Below are 19,169 nucleotides of genomic sequence, written 5' to 3'. Positions count from 1 at the left end.
TCCCCACTTTCATTTCTATTGCAATAAACATTTTACCATAACAATTGTGCAAATTTCATTTAAGCTGTCTTAATCTGGGCTGCTTCCCTTCAATGAACCTAAATAAAAGAGGAGAAAGATTTCCCGCCTCTTTCTCCCCTTACCTAGTTGCTTACATATTATCGTTACTATAACCGCTTTCCCGTGCTTCCTGCTCATCTTGCATTTCTTCCTTCATTCCATCAATGCTCTTTCTTCTTCGTTCATTTTTAGCCTGAATTGCCTGTTTTTCCTCCCCTGAAGAGAATGATAACGTTTCATTTGCAGCGATTATGTTTTCTTCCGTATTTTCTATAGCATCTTGAATTTTTTCAACATTATCCAAACGATTATCCGGATTGTGCTTATTTGTGCCCATTAATTTCACCTCATGTTTTTTTATTTACATAATATTATTACGATTACTTTATTAAGCCTTGATTACTCGCCTTTAGTTTGAATGACCTGAGGATGTTTCCCGGATTTGTCCTGCATTTTCTTACCGTTATTCCCACCTGCAGCTATTGGTTGTGTCCCTAGATGGCTCGGTCTAAAGTGTTTGGAATCTTTTTTTGGATTACCCATTTTATCGCCTCCTTCTCTTATCCTTCTCTTATCATGGATAAAAAAGAGGAAATTCATGAATGCCAGTTTTTGAAAAAGCCATGAAAAAAGAGCCAGCACCTTGAAGGGACCTTCATGGCACTGGCTCTTTTTAAGCAAAAGCTATTCAGCCTTTTGCATATGTTTTTTTTCAAGACGTTCCTCAAGTCTTTCCATTTGCTTAACGTCCATCAATAATTCCCTTTTGTTTTCTTTAATTAATTCTTCAAATGTCCTTTTTCTTTTTTTCATGCTTTTCACCTACTTATTTTTAATATAATTTTCAGTATTGCCAAATTAACGTAAAATTATGACTATATGGTTTACATCCCTTTAATTGTCATAATTATCAGATTTTTAACCTGTTTAAAATTCCATTATTCGCTCTCTATACTTTAACCCTTTTTCCATGAACATTAACCATAATTTTTTAATTTTTTTGATTTTTCCATTAAAGTTTGACAACTTTGTTAACATACAAAAAACGGAACCTCATAAAGGCTCCGTCAGACTGAAGACTAACCTCGATGAAAATCGAGTTTGTCTTCAGTTTTTTTGGTTTGTACAATGGACGTTGATTTCCTCTCCAGGCACTCGCTTTCCGCGGGCGGTCCGGGAGCCTCCTCGCCCCAAGCCGGGTTTGGGCACCGAATTTCGCTAATTCCTTCAATACTGGTGGAACTTCATAAAGTTCCCCTACTGCATACTATTTATATTTCGTTCCATATCTTTTAATTGCATGGCTGAAATTACCTTATTCCTGATGATGCCTTCTTTGTCGATGAAGTAAGTTGTCGGTATGCTAAGAATCTTGTAGCGCTCATTCACTGGATTTTTGGCACTTTGACTGTCCAGCGGTATGGTAAATGTAATTCCATTATCCTCTACAAATGCTTGTACATCATTTTCGGGGTCAATATTGACGGCAAGTACGACGACATCATCACCCGCTTGCTGTGTATATTTCTCCATATCCGGCATTTCCTTCTTGCAAGGCGGACACCACGTTGCCCAAAAATTCAGCATAACCTTTTTGCCCTTATAATCCGATAATTCAACTTGTTTCCCATCCAAAGTTTTCAGGGAGAAATTGGGTGCTTTAGCTCCTATTTTCAATCCGCCTAAAGCATCTTTTTCGTCATTTTCCTTTGAGTCATTATCCATCGCCTGCACGATCGCTACAGTAATAAGTGATAGTAAGGCCACCGAAGCAATAATTTTTTTAAGCATACTCGTCCCCCTGTCCCATTACAATAAAAATATTAGTCCATTTCCAGAAATAGAACAACTTCCCTATTCCATCTTAACAATAAAAGGATCTCCGGAAAAGTGCAATTCCTTTAAATCATAACATGATATCACATTGTTTCATAAACTTGACACAAAAAAAGCGGTAAACCTGATAAGTAGGTTTACCGCTTCCTAAAAGCTGAAATTAGCCTTTTAATTTATTACGTAATACCATTTGAAGGATACCACCGTGACGGTAGTAGTCGATTTCGATTTCGGAATCGAAACGAACAAGTACATCAAATTCTTTTACGTTTCCAGCTTCATCAGTAGCTGTAACTGTTACGATATCACGCGGTTTAACTGTTTCGTCGATTTTAACTGCGATCGCCTCTTTACCAGTCAATCCAAGCGTTTCAGCGTTTTCGCCTTCTTTGAATTGAAGTGGAAGAACACCCATTAATGCAAGGTTAGAACGGTGAATACGTTCAAAGCTTTCAGCGATGACTGTTTTGATGCCAAGAAGGTTAGTACCTTTCGCAGCCCAGTCACGAGAGCTTCCCATACCATAGTCTTTACCAGCGATTACTGCAAGACCTGTTCCATCTGCTTTGTATTTCATACAAGCATCATAGATAGCCATTACATCGCCTGTTGGCCAGTAAGTTGTGTATCCACCTTCTGTACCTGGAGCAACTTGGTTACGGATACGGATGTTTGCGAACGTTCCGCGCATCATCGCTTCATGGTTACCACGACGAGAACCGTAAGAGTTAAAGTCACGCGGTTTCACACCGTTTTCACGAAGATAGATACCAGCTGGTGTATCTTTACCGATTGCACCTGCAGGAGAAATGTGGTCAGTTGTAACTGAATCACCGAATTTACCAACTACACGCAAGCCGGAAAGTGGGTTAACTGAACCCGGTTCTGGTGATAATCCTTCAAAGAATGGAGGATTTTGAATGTATGTTGATTTAGAATCGAAAGCATAAATCGCTTCGTTGCTTGTTTGGATTTCATTCCAACGTTTGTTATCGTTGAATACTGTTTCGTATTCTTTACGGAATAATTCCGGTGTAACTGTTGCTTTAACAGCAGCGTTAACTTCTTCTTGTGATGGCCAGATATCAGCAAGATATACATCGTTACCATCTTTGTCTTTACCAAGTGAATCATTGTTAAGATCGAAGTCCACAGTACCAGCAAGTGCATATGCAACAACCAAAGTTGGAGAAGCAAGATAGTTTGCTTTCACTAGTGGATGAATACGACCTTCAAAGTTACGGTTACCAGAAAGTACTGAAGTTACTAGAAGATCTGCTTCAGCAACAGCTGCTTCGATTTCGTCAGCCAACGGACCTGAGTTACCGATACATGTTGTACAGCCGTAACCAACTACGTTGAATCCTAATTGATCAAGGTATGGTTGAAGACCTGCATCACGAAGGTAACCAGTAACAACTTTAGAACCTGGTGCCAATGATGTTTTTACATAATCCGGAACAGTCAAGCCTTTTTCAACTGCTTTTTTAGCAATAAGACCTGCTCCAAGCATTACGTACGGGTTAGAAGTGTTCGTACAGCTTGTGATTGCAGCAATTGCAATCGCACCTGTTTTCATTACCGTTTCTTTGCCATCGGCAAATTTAACAGTTACTTCTTTATCCAATTCAGAATTGTCCATGCCAAAACCTTGGTTGCCCATAGGTGCATTGATGGCATCATGGAAAGATTTTTTCATTTGAGAAAGTGGAATCAAATCTTGCGGGCGTTTAGGGCCTGAAAGGTTTGGTTCAATTGCTGAAAGGTCGATTTCCACAACATCATTGTATGCTGGATCTTCGTTTTCAGGAGAGTAGAACAAACCATTTTCTTTGCAGTATGATTCAACCACTTTAATTTGTTTTTCATCACGGCCTGTTAAGCGCATGTAATCGATAGCTTCTGCATCAACAGGGAAGAAACCAACTGTAGCACCGTATTCAGGAGCCATGTTAGCGATTGTTGCACGGTCAGCAAGTGGAAGGTATCCTACTCCTGGGCCGTAGAACTCAACGAATTTACCAACTACGCCGTGTGCACGAAGAACTTGTGTTACTTTCAATGCAAGGTCAGTAGCTGTTGTACCTTTAGGAAGTTGACCAGTCAGTTTAACACCAACCACTTTTGGAACTGGGAAGTAAGAAGGCTGTCCAAGCATGCCTGCTTCTGCTTCGATACCGCCGACACCCCAACCAAGAACACCAATACCGTTGATCATTGTAGTATGTGAATCTGTACCGAAAACAGAATCAGGGAATACTTCGAAGTCGCCGTTTGGAGTTTCAACAGCGTGAACCACGTTCGCAAGGTACTCTAGGTTAACTTGGTGAACGATACCAGTTGCCGGTGGAACAGCACGATAGTTGTTGAATGATTTTTGAGCCCAGCTTAGGAACTGGTAACGCTCTGCATTACGTTCGAATTCAAGATCCATATTGGCATCAAGGGAATCCATCGTACCAGCTTTATCAACTTGTACAGAGTGGTCAATTACAAGGTCAACCGGGATTTCCGGGTTGATTTTGTCAGGATCTCCACCAAGTGCTGCGAAAGCATTACGTAAAGAAGCTAAATCAACAACAACTGGAACACCAGTGAAATCTTGTAGGATTACACGTGATGGCTTGAACGGAACATCTATATCTTGTTGCTCGCTTGTTCCCCATTTAGCAAGGTTCGCAACGTGTTCTTTAGTGATTACTCTTCCGTCTACTTGGCGAAGTACCGCTTCAAGTAATACTTTAATGGAATATGGAAGGCGTGATACTTTGCCATCCCCTGCTTTTTCAATAGCGTCTAGGCTGTAGTAGTTGTAGCGTTTCCCTTCAATTTCAAAGGACTTACGCGCTTGGTATACGTCATTTTTCGTCATGAATATTACCCCCTATTAAACTGTCAGAACGTATTCTGCACATAAAAGTAAAACCTGGTTCACTGAAACCATGTTTACTATAAATATAAGTAAAAAAGTTAGTTTGTCGAATTTTCTCTCTCTTCTCCCACCCTAACTTTTCCTTCAACTTAATACTAATATAGAAATGAGTATAAGTAAATAACAAGAAAGTTATTGTTTTTGATAAGTTTCCCTTATAGAAAAAAATCCACCACATATTAAAGTGCATTTATGAAGCCTTGCTGATATGAGTTTTAATGAAAATACCCCTATTTATGGCCTGATAAATTATTCCAGCAAAACATATTAGTACTTCATACATAATCATTCGACATTATCGCATTCTATGGGTGGAGGTGTCGAAATGACAAAACAAAAGGCAAATCATGTTATACCGGGTATGAATGCTGCAAAAGCGCAAGGTAATGGAGCTGGATACAATGATGAATTGGGAAATGAACCGCCATTATCGGAAATGCAAAGGCAAAACAATAAAAAAAGAAAGAAAAACCAATGATTTCCCTCATTTCTAGGCTTTAAACAGGATAGGCTTTTTGAAATGGCAGATGTTCTGCATTTATCAAAAAGCCTATTCCATTCTAAAATCAGGAAACGCAAAAGTAATACGCGCAAAACTCATGACGATAGAACCCGTCACTCAATAGTCCCCAGAATTCACCTCATTGACGATTGCCTGAATATCCTGTTCGAATTTTTTCAATTGTTCTTTCTGATGTTCGGAAGCGGTGACTAAAGCAGATTGTATTTGCTGATAGGCCTCGTTCACTTCCTGCTTCACATGTTTCAATTCCGTTCCGTAATTCGGTGCGTTTTTCTCAATGGATGAGTATACATCAAATACTTGCTGATAACTTTGCTGGGCTTCCTGGAAAGTCCTTCGCTTATCTTGTTTATCCTGCATTTGGGTTCAGCTCCTTAAATATAGTGTCCATCCATAGCATGTACGAGGTTTGCAAATATATGTATGTGAATAAAATTTCACGGACTGATTATCTTAAGAGATAGGAGGGATCGAACATGAACAAAAACGATGGTAAAGATATTCGAAAAAATGCTCCTAAAGGAAATAATCCAGGTCAACCTGCACCGTTAAGCGGTTCTCATAAGGTGAAAAACAGACAGCACTCCCGTCAGAAGCATAATAGCAGTCATGATATGTAAGCTGCTTAAATAATCGTTCCATAACAAAGCGGTGCCGCCCCAATAAGGCAGACACCGCTTTCGTTTTATATTTGTGCAGCAAATTAGTCACATGGAAAATGTTCGATACCTTCCTATTATATGGGCTTCTTTTTTTGGCACTCTTTCACGGTTTAAACGTGAATTTCAAGTCCGTGTGAGTCCATTTCAGCCAAAATAACGATAATATAACGTTTTTGCCTCTGAAATATCTTTTGTTCCATGAATCAATGCCCGTCCGTCTTTAAAAACGACCAACCGATGGGTTCCGATAGTAAATGAAAGTAAATAAGGATTCCTGACGATCTTACCACCTTGTGCGAGAAGATTATTTTCGAGTTCCGCTAAGTCTCGTTCAAGCTTCATTGCCGGCCGAATCTGGACAGAATCCCTTCCGCATAAAACGGCAGTCTTTGTTCGATTTGAATAAGAGAGGTGGGGATACGTTCGGTTTGACCCACATGACAAACAAGTGTCTTTTTTTAATTGCGCTACATTTATGGATGAATGTTCATTTTTCCAAAGATCAAATGAAACGATTTTGTTTCTCAGAGATTCATGATCTTCGACAAGGATTTTTAAAGCTTCCGCCATTTGATGAGCAACGACCGTTTGAACAGCAGGGCTGATGATTCCCGCCGTATCACATGTCAGTCCTCCCATTGGAACCGTTTCCAGCAAACAATTCAAACATGGGGTCGCCTCTGGAATCACCGTGTAACTTATCCCATAACTTCCTACACAGGCCCCGTAAATCCACGGTATTTTATATTTTTGCGCAGTATCGTTAATAAGCATCCTGGTGTCGAAATTATCAGTCGCATCCATTATTAAATCCACGCCTTCAACCAGCTTCGCCAATTCATCAACCGAAACATCCGCCACATATGAATTTACGATAACGTCCGAATTTAGCACATTCAAACGATTCTTCGCTGCCACTGCTTTCGGTATTCTTTTTTGTGCATCATCTTCACAATAAAGCTGTTGTCTTTGAAGGTTGCTCCACTCTACATAATCTCTGTCCACAATGGTGAGTTTCCCAATTCCGGCTCGTACAAGACCTTCCGCAGTTCCCGTACCGAGAGCACCCGCTCCAATCACTAAAACGTGTTTTTTGCGAATTTTCAATTGCCCTTCTGCTCCAATAGGGCTAAAAAGTTCCTGACGTGAATAACGTTCATTCATCCAATGCTCAATCCTTCAACTGGGCTGCTTGCTATCGCATAATCATTTTTTTCGATTCTTCCTGCTTCATACCCTAATCGACCTGCCTCAATGGCAAGTTTCATTGCTTTCGCCATTTTGACTGGGTCTTTTGCTCCCGAAACAGCAGTGTTAAGCAATACGCCATCCGCCCCTAATTCCATGGCGATTGCCGCATCGGAGGGCGTTCCAATCCCTGCATCTACAATTACTGGAACCTCTGATTGTTCCATGATGAATCGTAAGTTCAGTGGGTTTATAATGCCCTGTCCAGAGCCAATTGGTGAAGCTCCAGGCATGATTGCATGGCATCCCACTTCCTCCAGGCGTTTAGCGAGCAACACATCATCCGAAGTATAGGGTAATACGGTGAATCCGAGTTTCACTAATTCTTCAGCAGCTTTCAAAGTTTCAATCGGATCAGGCAGCAGTGTTTTTTGGCAGCCAATGACTTCTACCTTAATCATGTCACATAAGCCAGATGCCTTTGCAAGATGGGCTATGCGCACTGCTTCCTTGGCTGTTTTAGCTCCTGCTGTATTGGGAAGGAGTGTGTATTTTTTCAAATCAAGCTTTTCCAAAAAATTTGGCTGACTGGCTTCAAAAATGTTCATTCTCCGGACCGCAAATGTTAATATTTCCGTCTCCGAAACCTCCACTGATTGCTTTTGAACATCGAAGTTTGGATATTTTCCAGTACCTAATAACAATCTTGAAGAAAATTCATAAGAACCAATCTTTAACATAATCATCCGCCTCCTACAAAATGTACAATCTCTACCTTGTCTCCATTTGACAAAAGTGTTTCACTTAAACTTTCTTTTGCTAATATTTCATCATTCAATTCAACAATCACTACTTTTTGATGTAAATTAAAGTGTTGCAAAAGCCCTGTAACTGTTGATTCATCGGCAGGAATCCGTATTTTTTCGCCGTTAATGATCAATTCCAATTCATCCACCTCCATTAAGAAAAAAGGGTCTGTATCGAACGGTCCAATCGAAAAGCGGACCATTCGGGATTTATCTTCCTTTCTAAAATATCCGCTATAAGTACACCTGTAATCGGGGAAAGCAGGATGCCATTCCTGTAGTGCCCCGTTGCAATGAAAAGTCCTTTGCATGCCGGATGTTCACCAAAGTACGGCAAGCCGTCCCCAGTTTGTGGGCGTATACCTGCCCATGTCTTTTCCAATTCGGTTCCTTTAATCGCCGGAAGTAATTGCGTTGCTCTTTCTATTAAAGTAGAAATCCCGTCAAGACTTACCTTTTGATCGAAAGTGCCCGCCTTAACCGTTGCCCCGACAATGATTCTTCCGCCAACTTTGGGCACAAGATAGCAGCCATGCGAGAAGATCGTTTTTTCAAGCAATGGACGATCGGTCAGGACTGAAAAGCACTCTCCCTTTACAGGATAACTGTCGAGTTTCATCCCTAATTTTTCAAGGAGGAAAGCACTCCAAGCCCCACCTGCCACGATGACATTTTCACTTGAAAATGCACCTATGTTCGTCACCACTCCCGTTACACATCCGTTTTCAGTAACTAAGTCGGAGACATGAACAAATTCCTTTATATCTACACCAAGGGCAGCGGCAGATTCAGTATAAGCTAGCGACAGCCTAGTGGCTGAAACTTGTCCATCCTTCGGAATGAACATGGCTCCCTTAATCTCATCCGATAGAAGCGGTTCAGTTTTCCTTATTTCGGCAGTCGAAAGCCACTCAGCCTCAAGTCCCGCAACTTGCTGGGCTCTGATCATGTTCTTCAACTCGGCTGCCTGATCATTCGTTAGCGCCACCTTAAACATGCCCTTGTTCACTAATTCGATGTCTATTCCACTTATGTCCTTTAATTCTTCCGACAGTGCAGGAAACATCCCCCTGCTTCGGCTTGCCAATGTAAAAAGCGGGTTATCAGCATCTAACTCGGCTTGTGCCCCTAACATCCCGGCTGCAGCACTGGATGCTTTACTGGCAAGTCTATCTTTTTCCAATAAAAGGACCTTTTTACCTCGTTTGGCTAATTGAAAAGCAATGGATCCACCTATTACTCCTCCCCCAACAATGATTGCATCATATATGGAATTCATCTTATGTCTCCTTTCCCAAAGACTTCGAATATTCTTTAACGGCTTCAATCGGATTTTCAGCTTCAAGGACACCTGACATTACCGCAATTCCACGTGCCCCCGCATCCAGTACGACTTGGCAATTGAAAGGTGTTATTCCGCCTATCGCAATTATCGGAAGATTGACATTTCTTGAGATTGCATGAAGCTCCTCAACTCCCCTAGGAGGAAGGCCGATTTTTGAAGCCGTTTCAAAAACATGTCCATAAATCGCGTAATCGGCCCCTTTGCTGAATGCGGCATTCGCTTCATCCCTGGAATGGATCGAACAGCCAACATTCATCCCTGGAAAAGCTCCTTTTATGACTTCTGCATCTAAACTATGAAAAGCCAATTGCACACCAAATACTTTGTGTACCCAAGCTACATCCACCCGGTCATTAATGATTATCTTAGAAAGCGGAATCTTATTATCATGTAGCAGGGTCACTGCTCGATAAAGTTCCGATGCACTCATATGCTTTTCCCTTAGATAAAAGAAATCAACATGTTCCTGAATGTTTGAAGCGATTTCCACAAACTTTTCAATTGGCTGTTTCCCAGTAGAAATAATATGCAATTCATGTGCACTCATACTAAGGACTCCTAACAAGTAAAGTTACAATCTCATAAAATCAAATAGAAACTAACGGGAATTGAATCGACAGATAATAGCCGGCCAACAACAGGATGATAAAGTACAGAATGAAACCATGGTCCTTTTTTGAAAACCCAAATTCATAATAGAATGTTCGATCCCGTGTGTCTGTAAATCGCTTTGCTTCCATCGCAACCGCGATTCGGTGAGCACGTCTGATGCTTCCGGATAACAACGGGATGGAATAGGCTTTCATTTTAAAATATAACGCTTTTATCCCTTTTCCCCTTTCGAAGCCGCGTACCTTCATCGCGTTTCGGATCGTTTGGAACTCCTCCATCATGATGGGAATCAGCCTTAATGCCGCCATGAAACTATAGGCATATTTCGGTTTAAGCTTAACTTGCTGCATTAACGAATAAAACAAGTTCACTGGTCTCGTCGTTAAGGAAAAAGTTAAACCAAGGATCGCAAAGAACAAAGCTCGAAAGCCTACCAGTAATCCCCTCATGAAACTTTCTTCCGTAATCGATATAAGGCCCCACTCAAACCAAAGCGTCTCACCTTGCCCGAATAATATCATTGCAGAAGAGGTGGATATAAAAATGAAACAAAAGGGAATCGACAAAAGTAAGATGCGCTTTATCGAATGCCCGGTAAAAAACAAAAATAAAAGTAATACGCCAATGGTGATATTCATCATATAATTAAGGTCATGAATGAATAACGCCACGATGCATAACACAATCAGCACACCAAGTTTAAGGCTTGGATTAATTCTATGGAGCCATGTTTCTGCATTTGAAACATTCATCTACATGACACTCCTTTTAACTTTGGTATCCACAAATCCTGATTGCGCAATGTTTTCATCACTAATTACGTTTCCGTCCTTAACCGTCCAGATCCTGGTTGCAAAGTTTTTTGAAATATGATCGTCATGAGTTACCATGATCACTGTTATTCCGCGTCTTCGATATTCTTCAAACCATTCCAGTAATGCAAAGGTATTTTTCGAATCTTGGCCAAAGGTTGGCTCATCCAGGAGAATGATTTTTTTGTTTATTACGATTGAGGCGGCTACGCTTAAGCGACGCTTTTGACCCATTGATAATTGAAACGGATGTTTATCCCGATGTGCCTCCAGGCGGAACACTTTAAGCAATGAGCGGACTCTCTCATCTATTTCTTGTTGCGGCCTTTTATCAATTCTCAATGAATAAGCAATCTCTTCATATACAGTATTTGCAACGAACTGAAACTCAGGATTTTGAAAGACAAACGTCATATGATCCGTTGGATTTTTCACCTTTTTAATGGGTGTTCCCAATAATTCATACTTACCATTCGTTTTTATGAACTGCATCAGTGCATGCAAAAGAGTACTCTTCCCCGCGCCATTTTCCCCCCTGATTACAATCCATTCCCCTGAATGTACCTTCAGCTCTTCAACCTTGATTTTTTCCTCTTTATTCCGAAAACCGCTAAAGCCCTGCACATCCATAAGAGGTGAATCATCTGTAAATGGGTGTTCCCGAACCGGTGCATACTTCTGTATATATTCATCCCAAACACCTGGGAACCAAATTCCATGCTCTTTCATTTCATTTTTATATAGTGAAAGAATGGTGTCTCTTGGACCATTAGCTATGATTTGACCGTCATCGTTAAAAAGCACGATTCGTTCGATGAATTCTAAAACATGGTCAATTTTATGCTCGACGATAATAACCGTTTTGTCTCGTCCGACTTCCTTCAACAATTCCCAGATTTCTTTCGTTCCTTCCGGATCAAGCATGGCGGTTGGTTCATCTAAAAATATCACTTCTGGTTCAAGGGCCAATACTGAAGCGATTGCCAGACGCTGTTTCATCCCGCCTGATAATGTTTCAATACTTGTATGGCCCAGATTCAATCCTACTTTACGGAAATGATTTTGAATCTTCTCTTTCATTTCTTCTTTAGGGACGGAAAGATTCTCAAGGACGAAGGCAATTTCTTCATCGGCAAATGGCATGCAAAACTGACTATCAGGGTCTTGAAAAACATATCCCCATGAAGAAGGGCATTTCAATTTCTCCGTTTTCATCGGTACTTCGATGGAATTTGGAATCAATCCGCTTAACACTTGTAAAAGAGTCGACTTACCACATCCTGATGGTCCCAACAATAGCACTTTTTCTCCTTGATCAAACGATAGTGATAGGTCCTTGAATATCAAAGATTCATCACCGGGAAATTTCATTCTTAACTTTTCAACAGAAACGATTGGTTCCATGGCCCTCAACCTCTACTTTTGATCCAGTTCTGCATAATCTTTATTTGAAACCGGACGCACAAGATTAGTTACACCTGTTGCTTCCAGGACTTTAACTAGATAATAAGCAGCCACACCTGCAAAGAATATGGAACCCAAAAACCTCGCTATCATGAATAACGATAGATTCCAAGTAGAAAGCGCACCTATTTCCCCGTATGCAAAATCCATGATAACTGATGCCAAGCAGGAAGCTATCGCAGCTAAAACGGCCACCGGCATATTGAATTTTTTATATTTGAACGCCATGAACACCAGTTCCGCGAACAAACCTTGTACCACCCCATATAACAGCACGGTCAGCCCCCATGGTGAACCAAGAAAGAATTCCCCGGAAGCTGCAGCTATCTCCGCCAAAAGTGCCACACCCGGTTTCCGTAAAATTAAAAAGGCGACGGGGCCAGCTATAAACCACATTCCATAAATAAGTTGATCCAGATGTAATCCTAACGGTTTAACGGAATAATAAATCGAACCCCAAAGGATATATACGATTCCAAATGCTACCGCAATTACGATCGTGACCAATATGTCCGTTAATTTCAATCCTTTTTTCATTGTTTCATTCCCCTTTATACTTCTAGTGTTTCCTTATGCACAGGCCATGTCTCTAAACGATAAGCCATTTCCCAAAATGAGTATTCATATTGGCTGCTGAGGATAAAATGCTCTTTCATTCTTTCCCTATCTTCGTCTGTCACTTTTTCAGCAATCTCATCAAGCCTCGCAATTTGCTCTTCCACCAAAGTGCGGAACCACTCCCCTCCGTAAGCCGCTATCCATTCTTGATAAATCGGCTCTTCCGGCATGCACCCTTGCAGTCTTTCACCTATTTCATAATACAGCCAGTAACACGGCAAGATAGCTGCAATAACATCCCCTAAATGTCCCGAATATGCCGCACGATACATATGGGAGGTATAAGCATAAGCAGTCGGGGCAGGTTTGAAATTATCCCGTTCTTCTTTTGTGATGCCTAATCTCTCAGAAAAATTCTCATGAAGCTTCAACTCCGCTTCATATGTTCCTTGTGCATGGCCCGCAAGCCTGCTTGTTGTATGTAAATCCGTAGCTTTGACTGCCCCTAAAGCTTGAACTCTAGCAAAATGAGATAAATAATAGGCATCTTGCATGACATAAAAACGGAAACACTCCAATGGCAATGTGCCATCTCCTATTCCTGCAACAAACGGGTGATTAAAACTAGCTTCCCAAATATGATCAGCTTCCTGACGAATTTCCTCTGAAAACTTCATGTCCATTACCTCCAAATTATATTTTTCAAGAAATGTTACGGAAAAAAACCTTTTATCACCCCTTTTTTTGCAAACAAAAAACCACTTTCTTAAACGTAAAGAAAGTGGTTGTACTTGAAATAATACAGAAACGTATTGTTCCAGACCCCACTTCCCTACGCTGGTATAAACCAGATCAGGTTCTAAGGGTCTTAAAGTCATACTTTAATCTCAGCTTCTGCGGTAAAAATCAACTTTCACCTATAAAGCACCCCTAGTGGTACAAATTGTATATTAAATTTCATTTGCCTTTATATTAACACGATAAATCCAATTGTCAAACGTATTAGAAAAAGTTTTCAACTTAATGATTTAGGGTTACTAACCTTTCAATCTTGCATAACCCCCATTTACCCGGCAGTTTAACGGCACTTTAATCAATGGGTTTCGCTACGTAATTCACTCGTGAGTTTGGCCCGTTTACTCGTGAGTTTGGCCGTTTTACTCGTGAATTTAACTGTTTTACTCGTGAGTTTGGCCGTTTTACTCGTGAAATTGATGTTTACATGGGATTTCTGCTGCTTTACTAATGAGTTTAGCTGCTTTAATCGTGAGTTTGGCCGTTTTACTCGTGAATTTAGCTGTTTTACTCGTGAGTTTGGCCTGTTTACTCGTGAATTTAGCTGGTTTACTCGTGAATTCTCCAACTTTACTCGTGAAATCTTTTATTCTCTAAAAATAGCCTATATGGCAGGGAACAGTTGCATGACTGTCCGCTGACATATAGGCCATCTACTAAAGAACAATATTATACATTCGATGTAGCTTTTAGTTTTATATTTTCCTCAAGCTGCAGTTTATCATAGCTGCCATACCTCTCTTTCACAACGAGTAACGCCAAGGCAGCCATTATGCTCGGAACCGTGAAGGCCATGAATGCATTTTGTGGTGAATAGTTAGCAGCGAGCAGTAATCCTATTAATGTTGGGGCAACAATCGCTCCAATTCTACCAAAAGCCAACGCCCAACCTATCCCGGTGGACCTTATCTCCCGCGGATAATACTCGGATATATACGTATTGGCCAAATTCATCGTGCCGACTGTACAGGCCCCTCCAAAAGCGATCAGAATATATAATGCTGCTGCATTTGAGGTCAAACCTAATATGACAAAACAGACCGTACCCATGGCACAGAGGGATAAAAGTACTCTTCTATGGCCTATTTTCCCAACTAAATACCCTCCAATTATCGATCCGCCAATTTGTCCTATTCCCGATATAAGATTGAAAGATAAACTGGATGAAAGGCCGTATCCGGACTGCTGCATGATTTTGGGTAACCATGTATTGAGTCCGTATACCATAAGTAAACAATTAAAGGCAGCTACCCAAAACGCAAATGTGCTAAGAGTGCGCTTATTTTCAAAGAGTTTCTTGACTGGAAAGCCCTTTGCCCTTTCTTGGACTTTGGCAAACTCATAATCGTCCGACTCTTTATAGTCGCCGTCTGGATCAATGCGATTCAGGATTCCAGCAAGCTTTTCTCCTTGTTTTCGAATAACATAATAGGAAAGCGATTCAGGAAATTGCTTCATGAAGAATGGCAGTGCCAGCAAGGGAAGCGCCCCTATCCAATACAAAACCCTCCAACTCATTTGTTCCATCACATACATTCCAATTAAAGAAGCGAGTATGCTTCCGATAGAATAACCGCAGTACATAGCGGTTACAATGAGAACCTTATTCTTTTTGGGTGAGTATTCCGCCATTAGGGAGATGACGTTTGGCATTAATCCTCCCATTCCCAAGGCCGCTATAAATCGCATAACCGAGAAAAAGGCAGGATCCGGGGCAAAACTTGAAAGTAATGTAAAAACACTGAATAGACATATACAGATGGCAAGCACCTTTTTTCTCCCTATTTTATCCGCAAGAGGTGCAAAAATGAGTGCTCCCACCATCATACCGAACAATGAGTAACTTGCAATTCCGCCAGCTTCGACTGGCGTCAAGTTCCATTCCTCCATCATCAAAGGCAAACCTACTCCGTACATGGCTATATCAAATCCATCAAAGGTAATTGCGAACAAACACCACATGAAGACCATTATATGAAAACGGCCAAATCTACTATTACCTACCACTTCCGAAGCATTGACCTCACGCAATATATTCCCTCCTCTTTGCCATATTTCACGCTATAACATGTAATGTCAGTTTCCCTAGTTCACCGTAATCTGCTATTATTTCATCGCTTGCCTGTATCGATACGGCATCTGTAATTCCGCCTACTAAAACAATCATTCCAGCCTGGATGGAAAGTCCTTCCCGGTTAATCATTTTTACAAGCTCCACAATCGAATGAATCGGGTGATCGAGCACAGCTTCACCGCGACCCCTCTTTTGCATTTCACCATTTTGATAAAGCGTAACTTCTGCTTGAGCCCAGTCCGTGTGATACGGTGAAAAGGCTTGATTGCTAAGCAGGATTTTGGCTGAGGATGCGTTATCCGCTACTACATCTGTAAGTGTAAAAGAAAAGTTTTTATAACGGCTGTCAATAACTTCAAGAGCAAGAAATACACATTCTACAGCCGGCCAGACATCTTTCGCCGTTATATTTGCACCTTTCAATTCGTCCTTGAACAAAAAAGCAAATTCAGGTTCCACTCTCGGATGAATGAGTTCCCCAACTTTTAATACTGGTTTAGTTAGTTCCATGTCAGATGTCAACCTGCCATAGATTGCTTCCTCTACCCCTACTTGCTGTTGTTTGGCTTTGCTCGTCAAGCCCATCTTCCATCCGATCAATCTGTTATCACCAGTAAGTGTCTCATTAATGCTCAACTTCTGAATTTCATACGCTTGATTTACTGTTAGTTCAGGATTGTATAATGTAAGCTTATCCATTTCACGACCATTTTTTTGCGATTCGGCTACCCGTTTTGCCAGTTGATCTAGTTTCATCTTAAAGTCCCTTCTTTCTGAAATGCTATTTGCTCAGCTACTTCAATTATGGTATCTTCCTGACCACCAACCACTTTTTGTCGACCAAGCTCCATCAAAATATCCCGGGCGTCAACTCCATACTTTTTCGCCGCTTTATTTGCATGCAATAAAAAGCTGGAGTACACGCCACTATAACCCATGATTAAACTAGAGTCCGTTATTTCCTGGGGCTTGGGCATGATTGTATTTCCAACTTCCTCCGAAAGATCAAGCATTTTATATAAGTCAATTTCGGTACGGATACCCATCCTATCCAGAACGGCAACAAGCACTTCCGTCTGGGTATTACCAGCACCTGCACCAAGACAGCGGATGCTGCCATCGATTCTATTCGCCCCTTCTTCAATTGCCATAAGTGAATTTGCCATAGCGAGCGATAAGTTATTGTGAGCATGAAAACCAATATCAATTTTAAGCTTTGATCGTAGTAAACGGATCCGCGCCTTCACATCTTGGGGCAAAAAAGAACCGGCCGAATCAACAACATACACAGCATCCGCTCCATAGGATTCCATTAAAACGGCTTGCTCAAGTAGTTTTTCCGGTGATGCCATGTGAGACATCATTAAAAACCCGATTGCTTCCATACCGAGATGTTTCGCTGCTTCCAGATGTTGCTTTGAGACGTCCGCTTCCGTTACATGGGTTGCAATCCGCGCCATTTTCGCCCCAACGTGAGCGGCTTCTCTTAATTGGTCGATTGTCCCTATACCAGGGATTAAAAGTACTGAAATAACCGATTGGCCAGCAGCTTCAACAGCGGCTTTCACCAATTCAATATCATTCACTTTTGAAAAACCATATTGTAAGGATGATCCGCCCAGTCCATCTCCATGCGACACTTCAATATAAGGGACACCTGCAGCACTAAGTTTCCCAGTCATGTTCTTTACTTGATCGATGGTGAATTGATGTGCCACTACATGGCTCCCATCCCGCAATGCAACTTCAGTCACCAATACATCTTTACGCAAATGAACCCCACCTTTACAGTTCCGATTATCTTTCTCAAACATAGTGTTCGAAGTGGCATTTAGCGATTTCTTCCCCTACTTTTACAGCTGAAGCAGTCATTATATCCAAATTACCTGCATATACGGGAAGAAAATCTCCTAACCCTTTCACTTCCAGAAGTACTGTTATTTGTTTCCCATCAAATATCGGCTCTGTCTTCAGGCGGTATCCTGGAACATATTCAGAAACTTTTTCCGCCATCTTATTTATGGACGCTGTTATTGCTTTCATATCAAAGGAATCCGATTGAAGCAGACAATGAATCGTATCCCTCATGATGAGTGGCGGTTCGGCCGGATTCAACAGAATAATAGCCTTCCCCTTTTTCGCTCCACCCACCTGTTCCAGGGCCCTTGCCGTCGTTTGTGTGAACTCATCAATATTTGCACGGGTTCCGGGGCCGGCACTCTTGCTGGAAATTGTCGCTATTATTTCGGCATATTCGACCTGGGCCACTTGACTGATCGCATGAACGATGGGGATTGTCGCCTGACCTCCGCAAGTGATCATGTTAACAACCGCCTCATTCAAATTTTCTTTTAAATTCACGGAAGGAACAATGAACGGTCCGATTGCGGCAGGAGTCAAGTCTATCAGCTTCTTGTTCATCTTTTTCAAAGCTTCGCAGTGAAAAACATGCGCCTTCGCAGATGTGGCATCGAATAAAATGTCTGCAAGCTCCGGCCTTTCCAAAAATCCATCCATGCCATTTGCAATGACATGATGTCCATGAATCCTAGCTTTCTTCAAACCCTCCGATTCCGTGTCGATACCGATCATCACCGACATTTCCAGAACATCCGACCGATGAATTTTCATCATTAAGTCCGTGCCGATATTTCCTGAACCTATAATGCCTACTTTTAGTTTTTTCAAGGCAGCTTACTCCTTTCACTCAAAATTAACCGATACCTTTCCAAGTTTTTCTCCAAAGTCAGCAGAAAAACGGTCACCCGGTTTCGCTTCGATTGCTGCGGATAATGCACCGGATAAAATGACTTCGCCCGCTTTCAATGAACCTTTAAAACGATGCAGTTCATTTGCTAGCCAGGCTACGCACGTTGCTGGATTTCCAAGTACTGCTTCACCTGTACCTTTATTCATGAATTCGCCATTTTTATATAGTCTCATTTGAATGGAAGGGAGGTCGATTTCACTCAAATGAATTTTGCGATTCCCCAGTATATATAAGCCCGATGATGCATTATCCGCCACAGTGTCTGCAAGTTTGATCTCCCAATCCTTCACTCGGCTATCAACCACTTCGATCGAAGCAACCACATAATCAGTTGCTTCGATTACATCATCAACCGTAATATTGGGGCCATGTAAATCTTTCTTTAATATAAAAGCTACTTCTGCCTCCACTTTTGGTTGGATTAACCGCAAACTCGAAATACAGCCGTTATTTTCTATTTCCATCGCATCAAGTAAATGTCCGTAATCTGGTTCATTCACTCCCAGTACCTCCTGCATAGCCTTAGAAGTCAAGCCTATTTTCTTACCTGATACTTCCAGACCGGACTGGGTTTTCATTCGAATCGTTTCAAGCTGAATTTGATAGGCATCCTCCACATCCAAATCCGGAATTTCACTGGTGGGGGCCGATATTCCCATTCCTGTTTTTTCCGCTTTCAAAAACCTGGCAGACCATTCTGTTAAACTAACGATCATGAATGCCTCCCTCCTT

The 19,169-nt window shown here is 41.4% G+C and carries 22 protein-coding genes and 1 riboswitch; of the genes, 2 read left to right on the top strand and 20 right to left on the bottom strand.

What is annotated here, in order from left to right; genetic code table 11:
* Positions 1-151: 151 nt before the first annotated feature.
* The 5 genes from tlp to acnA all read right to left on the bottom strand — a co-directional run bounded on the left by tlp (position 152) and on the right by acnA (position 4,768).
* Complete coding sequence (tlp, locus tag ABC374_RS09600; protein WP_230176396.1) at positions 152-397, bottom strand: small acid-soluble spore protein Tlp; 246 nt, start codon at positions 395-397, stop codon at positions 152-154.
* Between the two features lie 62 nt (positions 398-459).
* The gene (locus ABC374_RS09595) at positions 460-603 is read right to left on the bottom strand and encodes an acid-soluble spore protein N (RefSeq protein WP_057275900.1); all 144 of its coding nucleotides are present in this window, start codon (positions 601-603) and stop codon (positions 460-462) included.
* Between the two features lie 141 nt (positions 604-744).
* Positions 745-873 (bottom strand): FbpB family small basic protein, encoded by a 129-nt coding sequence (locus ABC374_RS09590; protein ID WP_072272906.1) that lies wholly within the window; start codon positions 871-873, stop codon positions 745-747.
* 444 nt (positions 874-1,317) lie between these two features.
* The gene (locus ABC374_RS09585) at positions 1,318-1,851 is read right to left on the bottom strand and encodes a TlpA disulfide reductase family protein (RefSeq protein WP_350302459.1); all 534 of its coding nucleotides are present in this window, start codon (positions 1,849-1,851) and stop codon (positions 1,318-1,320) included.
* 205 nt (positions 1,852-2,056) lie between these two features.
* The gene (acnA, locus tag ABC374_RS09580) at positions 2,057-4,768 is read right to left on the bottom strand and encodes an aconitate hydratase AcnA (RefSeq protein WP_137023029.1); all 2,712 of its coding nucleotides are present in this window, start codon (positions 4,766-4,768) and stop codon (positions 2,057-2,059) included.
* Positions 4,769-5,153: 385 nt separating this feature from the next.
* Here acnA and sspO point away from each other — a divergent pair, with 385 nt between their 5' ends.
* Complete coding sequence (gene sspO, locus ABC374_RS09575) at positions 5,154-5,306, top strand: small acid-soluble spore protein SspO (RefSeq protein WP_034312428.1); 153 nt, start codon at positions 5,154-5,156, stop codon at positions 5,304-5,306.
* A gap of 141 nt (positions 5,307-5,447) precedes the next feature.
* Here the strand turns inward: sspO and ABC374_RS09570 are convergent, their stop codons facing one another.
* The gene (locus ABC374_RS09570) at positions 5,448-5,711 is read right to left on the bottom strand and encodes a hypothetical protein (protein WP_230302650.1); all 264 of its coding nucleotides are present in this window, start codon (positions 5,709-5,711) and stop codon (positions 5,448-5,450) included.
* A 116-nt stretch (positions 5,712-5,827) separates the two neighbouring features.
* Here ABC374_RS09570 and ABC374_RS09565 point away from each other — a divergent pair, with 116 nt between their 5' ends.
* Complete coding sequence (locus ABC374_RS09565; protein ID WP_083450736.1) at positions 5,828-5,971, top strand: small acid-soluble spore protein P; 144 nt, start codon at positions 5,828-5,830, stop codon at positions 5,969-5,971.
* Positions 5,972-6,157: 186 nt separating this feature from the next.
* On the opposite strand, the gene ABC374_RS09560 is transcribed toward ABC374_RS09565, so the two are convergent.
* From ABC374_RS09560 to ABC374_RS09495, 14 genes are all read right to left on the bottom strand, one after another.
* Positions 6,158-7,177: a thiazole biosynthesis adenylyltransferase ThiF gene (locus tag ABC374_RS09560; RefSeq protein WP_413017310.1), complete on the bottom strand. Its 1,020-nt coding sequence runs from the start codon at positions 7,175-7,177 to the stop codon at positions 6,158-6,160.
* On the bottom strand, positions 7,174-7,941 hold the full coding sequence (locus ABC374_RS09555) for a thiazole synthase (protein ID WP_063233542.1): 768 nt from the start codon (positions 7,939-7,941) through the stop codon (positions 7,174-7,176). The genes ABC374_RS09560 and ABC374_RS09555 overlap by 4 nt, the downstream gene beginning before the upstream one ends.
* Before the next feature lie 2 nt (positions 7,942-7,943).
* The gene (thiS, locus tag ABC374_RS09550) at positions 7,944-8,147 is read right to left on the bottom strand and encodes a sulfur carrier protein ThiS (RefSeq protein ID WP_063233541.1); all 204 of its coding nucleotides are present in this window, start codon (positions 8,145-8,147) and stop codon (positions 7,944-7,946) included.
* A gap of 14 nt (positions 8,148-8,161) precedes the next feature.
* Entirely contained in the window at positions 8,162-9,286 is a 1,125-nt protein-coding gene (gene thiO / locus ABC374_RS09545; protein WP_413017307.1) for a glycine oxidase ThiO, read from the bottom strand.
* 1 nt (position 9,287) lies between these two features.
* Positions 9,288-9,899 carry a DUF561 domain-containing protein gene (locus ABC374_RS09540; RefSeq protein WP_413017305.1) on the bottom strand — a complete coding sequence of 204 codons (612 nt, stop codon included), beginning with the start codon at positions 9,897-9,899 and terminating at the stop codon, positions 9,288-9,290.
* Positions 9,900-9,939: 40 nt separating this feature from the next.
* Positions 9,940-10,716: an energy-coupling factor transporter transmembrane component T family protein gene (locus ABC374_RS09535; RefSeq protein WP_413017303.1), complete on the bottom strand. Its 777-nt coding sequence runs from the start codon at positions 10,714-10,716 to the stop codon at positions 9,940-9,942.
* Positions 10,717-12,180 carry an ABC transporter ATP-binding protein gene (locus ABC374_RS09530; RefSeq protein WP_413017301.1) on the bottom strand — a complete coding sequence of 488 codons (1,464 nt, stop codon included), beginning with the start codon at positions 12,178-12,180 and terminating at the stop codon, positions 10,717-10,719.
* 12 nt (positions 12,181-12,192) lie between these two features.
* Positions 12,193-12,777 (bottom strand): ECF transporter S component, encoded by a 585-nt coding sequence (locus tag ABC374_RS09525; RefSeq protein ID WP_413017299.1) that lies wholly within the window; start codon positions 12,775-12,777, stop codon positions 12,193-12,195.
* 14 nt (positions 12,778-12,791) lie between these two features.
* A complete protein-coding gene (tenA, locus tag ABC374_RS09520) occupies positions 12,792-13,475 on the bottom strand; it encodes a thiaminase II (protein ID WP_413017297.1) in 684 nt (227 codons plus the stop codon).
* Positions 13,476-13,610: 135 nt separating this feature from the next.
* Positions 13,611-13,740: riboswitch (TPP riboswitch) on the bottom strand.
* A gap of 522 nt (positions 13,741-14,262) precedes the next feature.
* Complete coding sequence (locus ABC374_RS09515) at positions 14,263-15,624, bottom strand: MFS transporter (RefSeq protein WP_413017295.1); 1,362 nt, start codon at positions 15,622-15,624, stop codon at positions 14,263-14,265.
* Positions 15,625-15,649: 25 nt separating this feature from the next.
* Entirely contained in the window at positions 15,650-16,423 is a 774-nt protein-coding gene (locus ABC374_RS09510) for a 2-keto-4-pentenoate hydratase (RefSeq protein ID WP_413017293.1), read from the bottom strand.
* Positions 16,420-17,439, bottom strand: a complete 1,020-nt coding sequence (dmpG, locus tag ABC374_RS09505) for a 4-hydroxy-2-oxovalerate aldolase (RefSeq protein WP_413017291.1) — start codon at positions 17,437-17,439, stop codon at positions 16,420-16,422. Before dmpG ends, ABC374_RS09510 begins: the two co-directional genes overlap by 4 nt.
* A gap of 34 nt (positions 17,440-17,473) precedes the next feature.
* Entirely contained in the window at positions 17,474-18,355 is an 882-nt protein-coding gene (locus tag ABC374_RS09500) for an acetaldehyde dehydrogenase (acetylating) (RefSeq protein WP_413017289.1), read from the bottom strand.
* Between the two features lie 15 nt (positions 18,356-18,370).
* Positions 18,371-19,153: a 2-keto-4-pentenoate hydratase gene (locus ABC374_RS09495; RefSeq protein ID WP_413017287.1), complete on the bottom strand. Its 783-nt coding sequence runs from the start codon at positions 19,151-19,153 to the stop codon at positions 18,371-18,373.
* Positions 19,154-19,169 lie beyond the last annotated feature (16 nt).

The sequence above is a fragment of the Peribacillus phoenicis genome (genome assembly GCF_047238085.1).
Lineage (GTDB): Bacteria > Bacillota > Bacilli > Bacillales > DSM-1321 > Peribacillus.
This window is presented reverse-complemented; position numbering and strand designations above follow the sequence as displayed.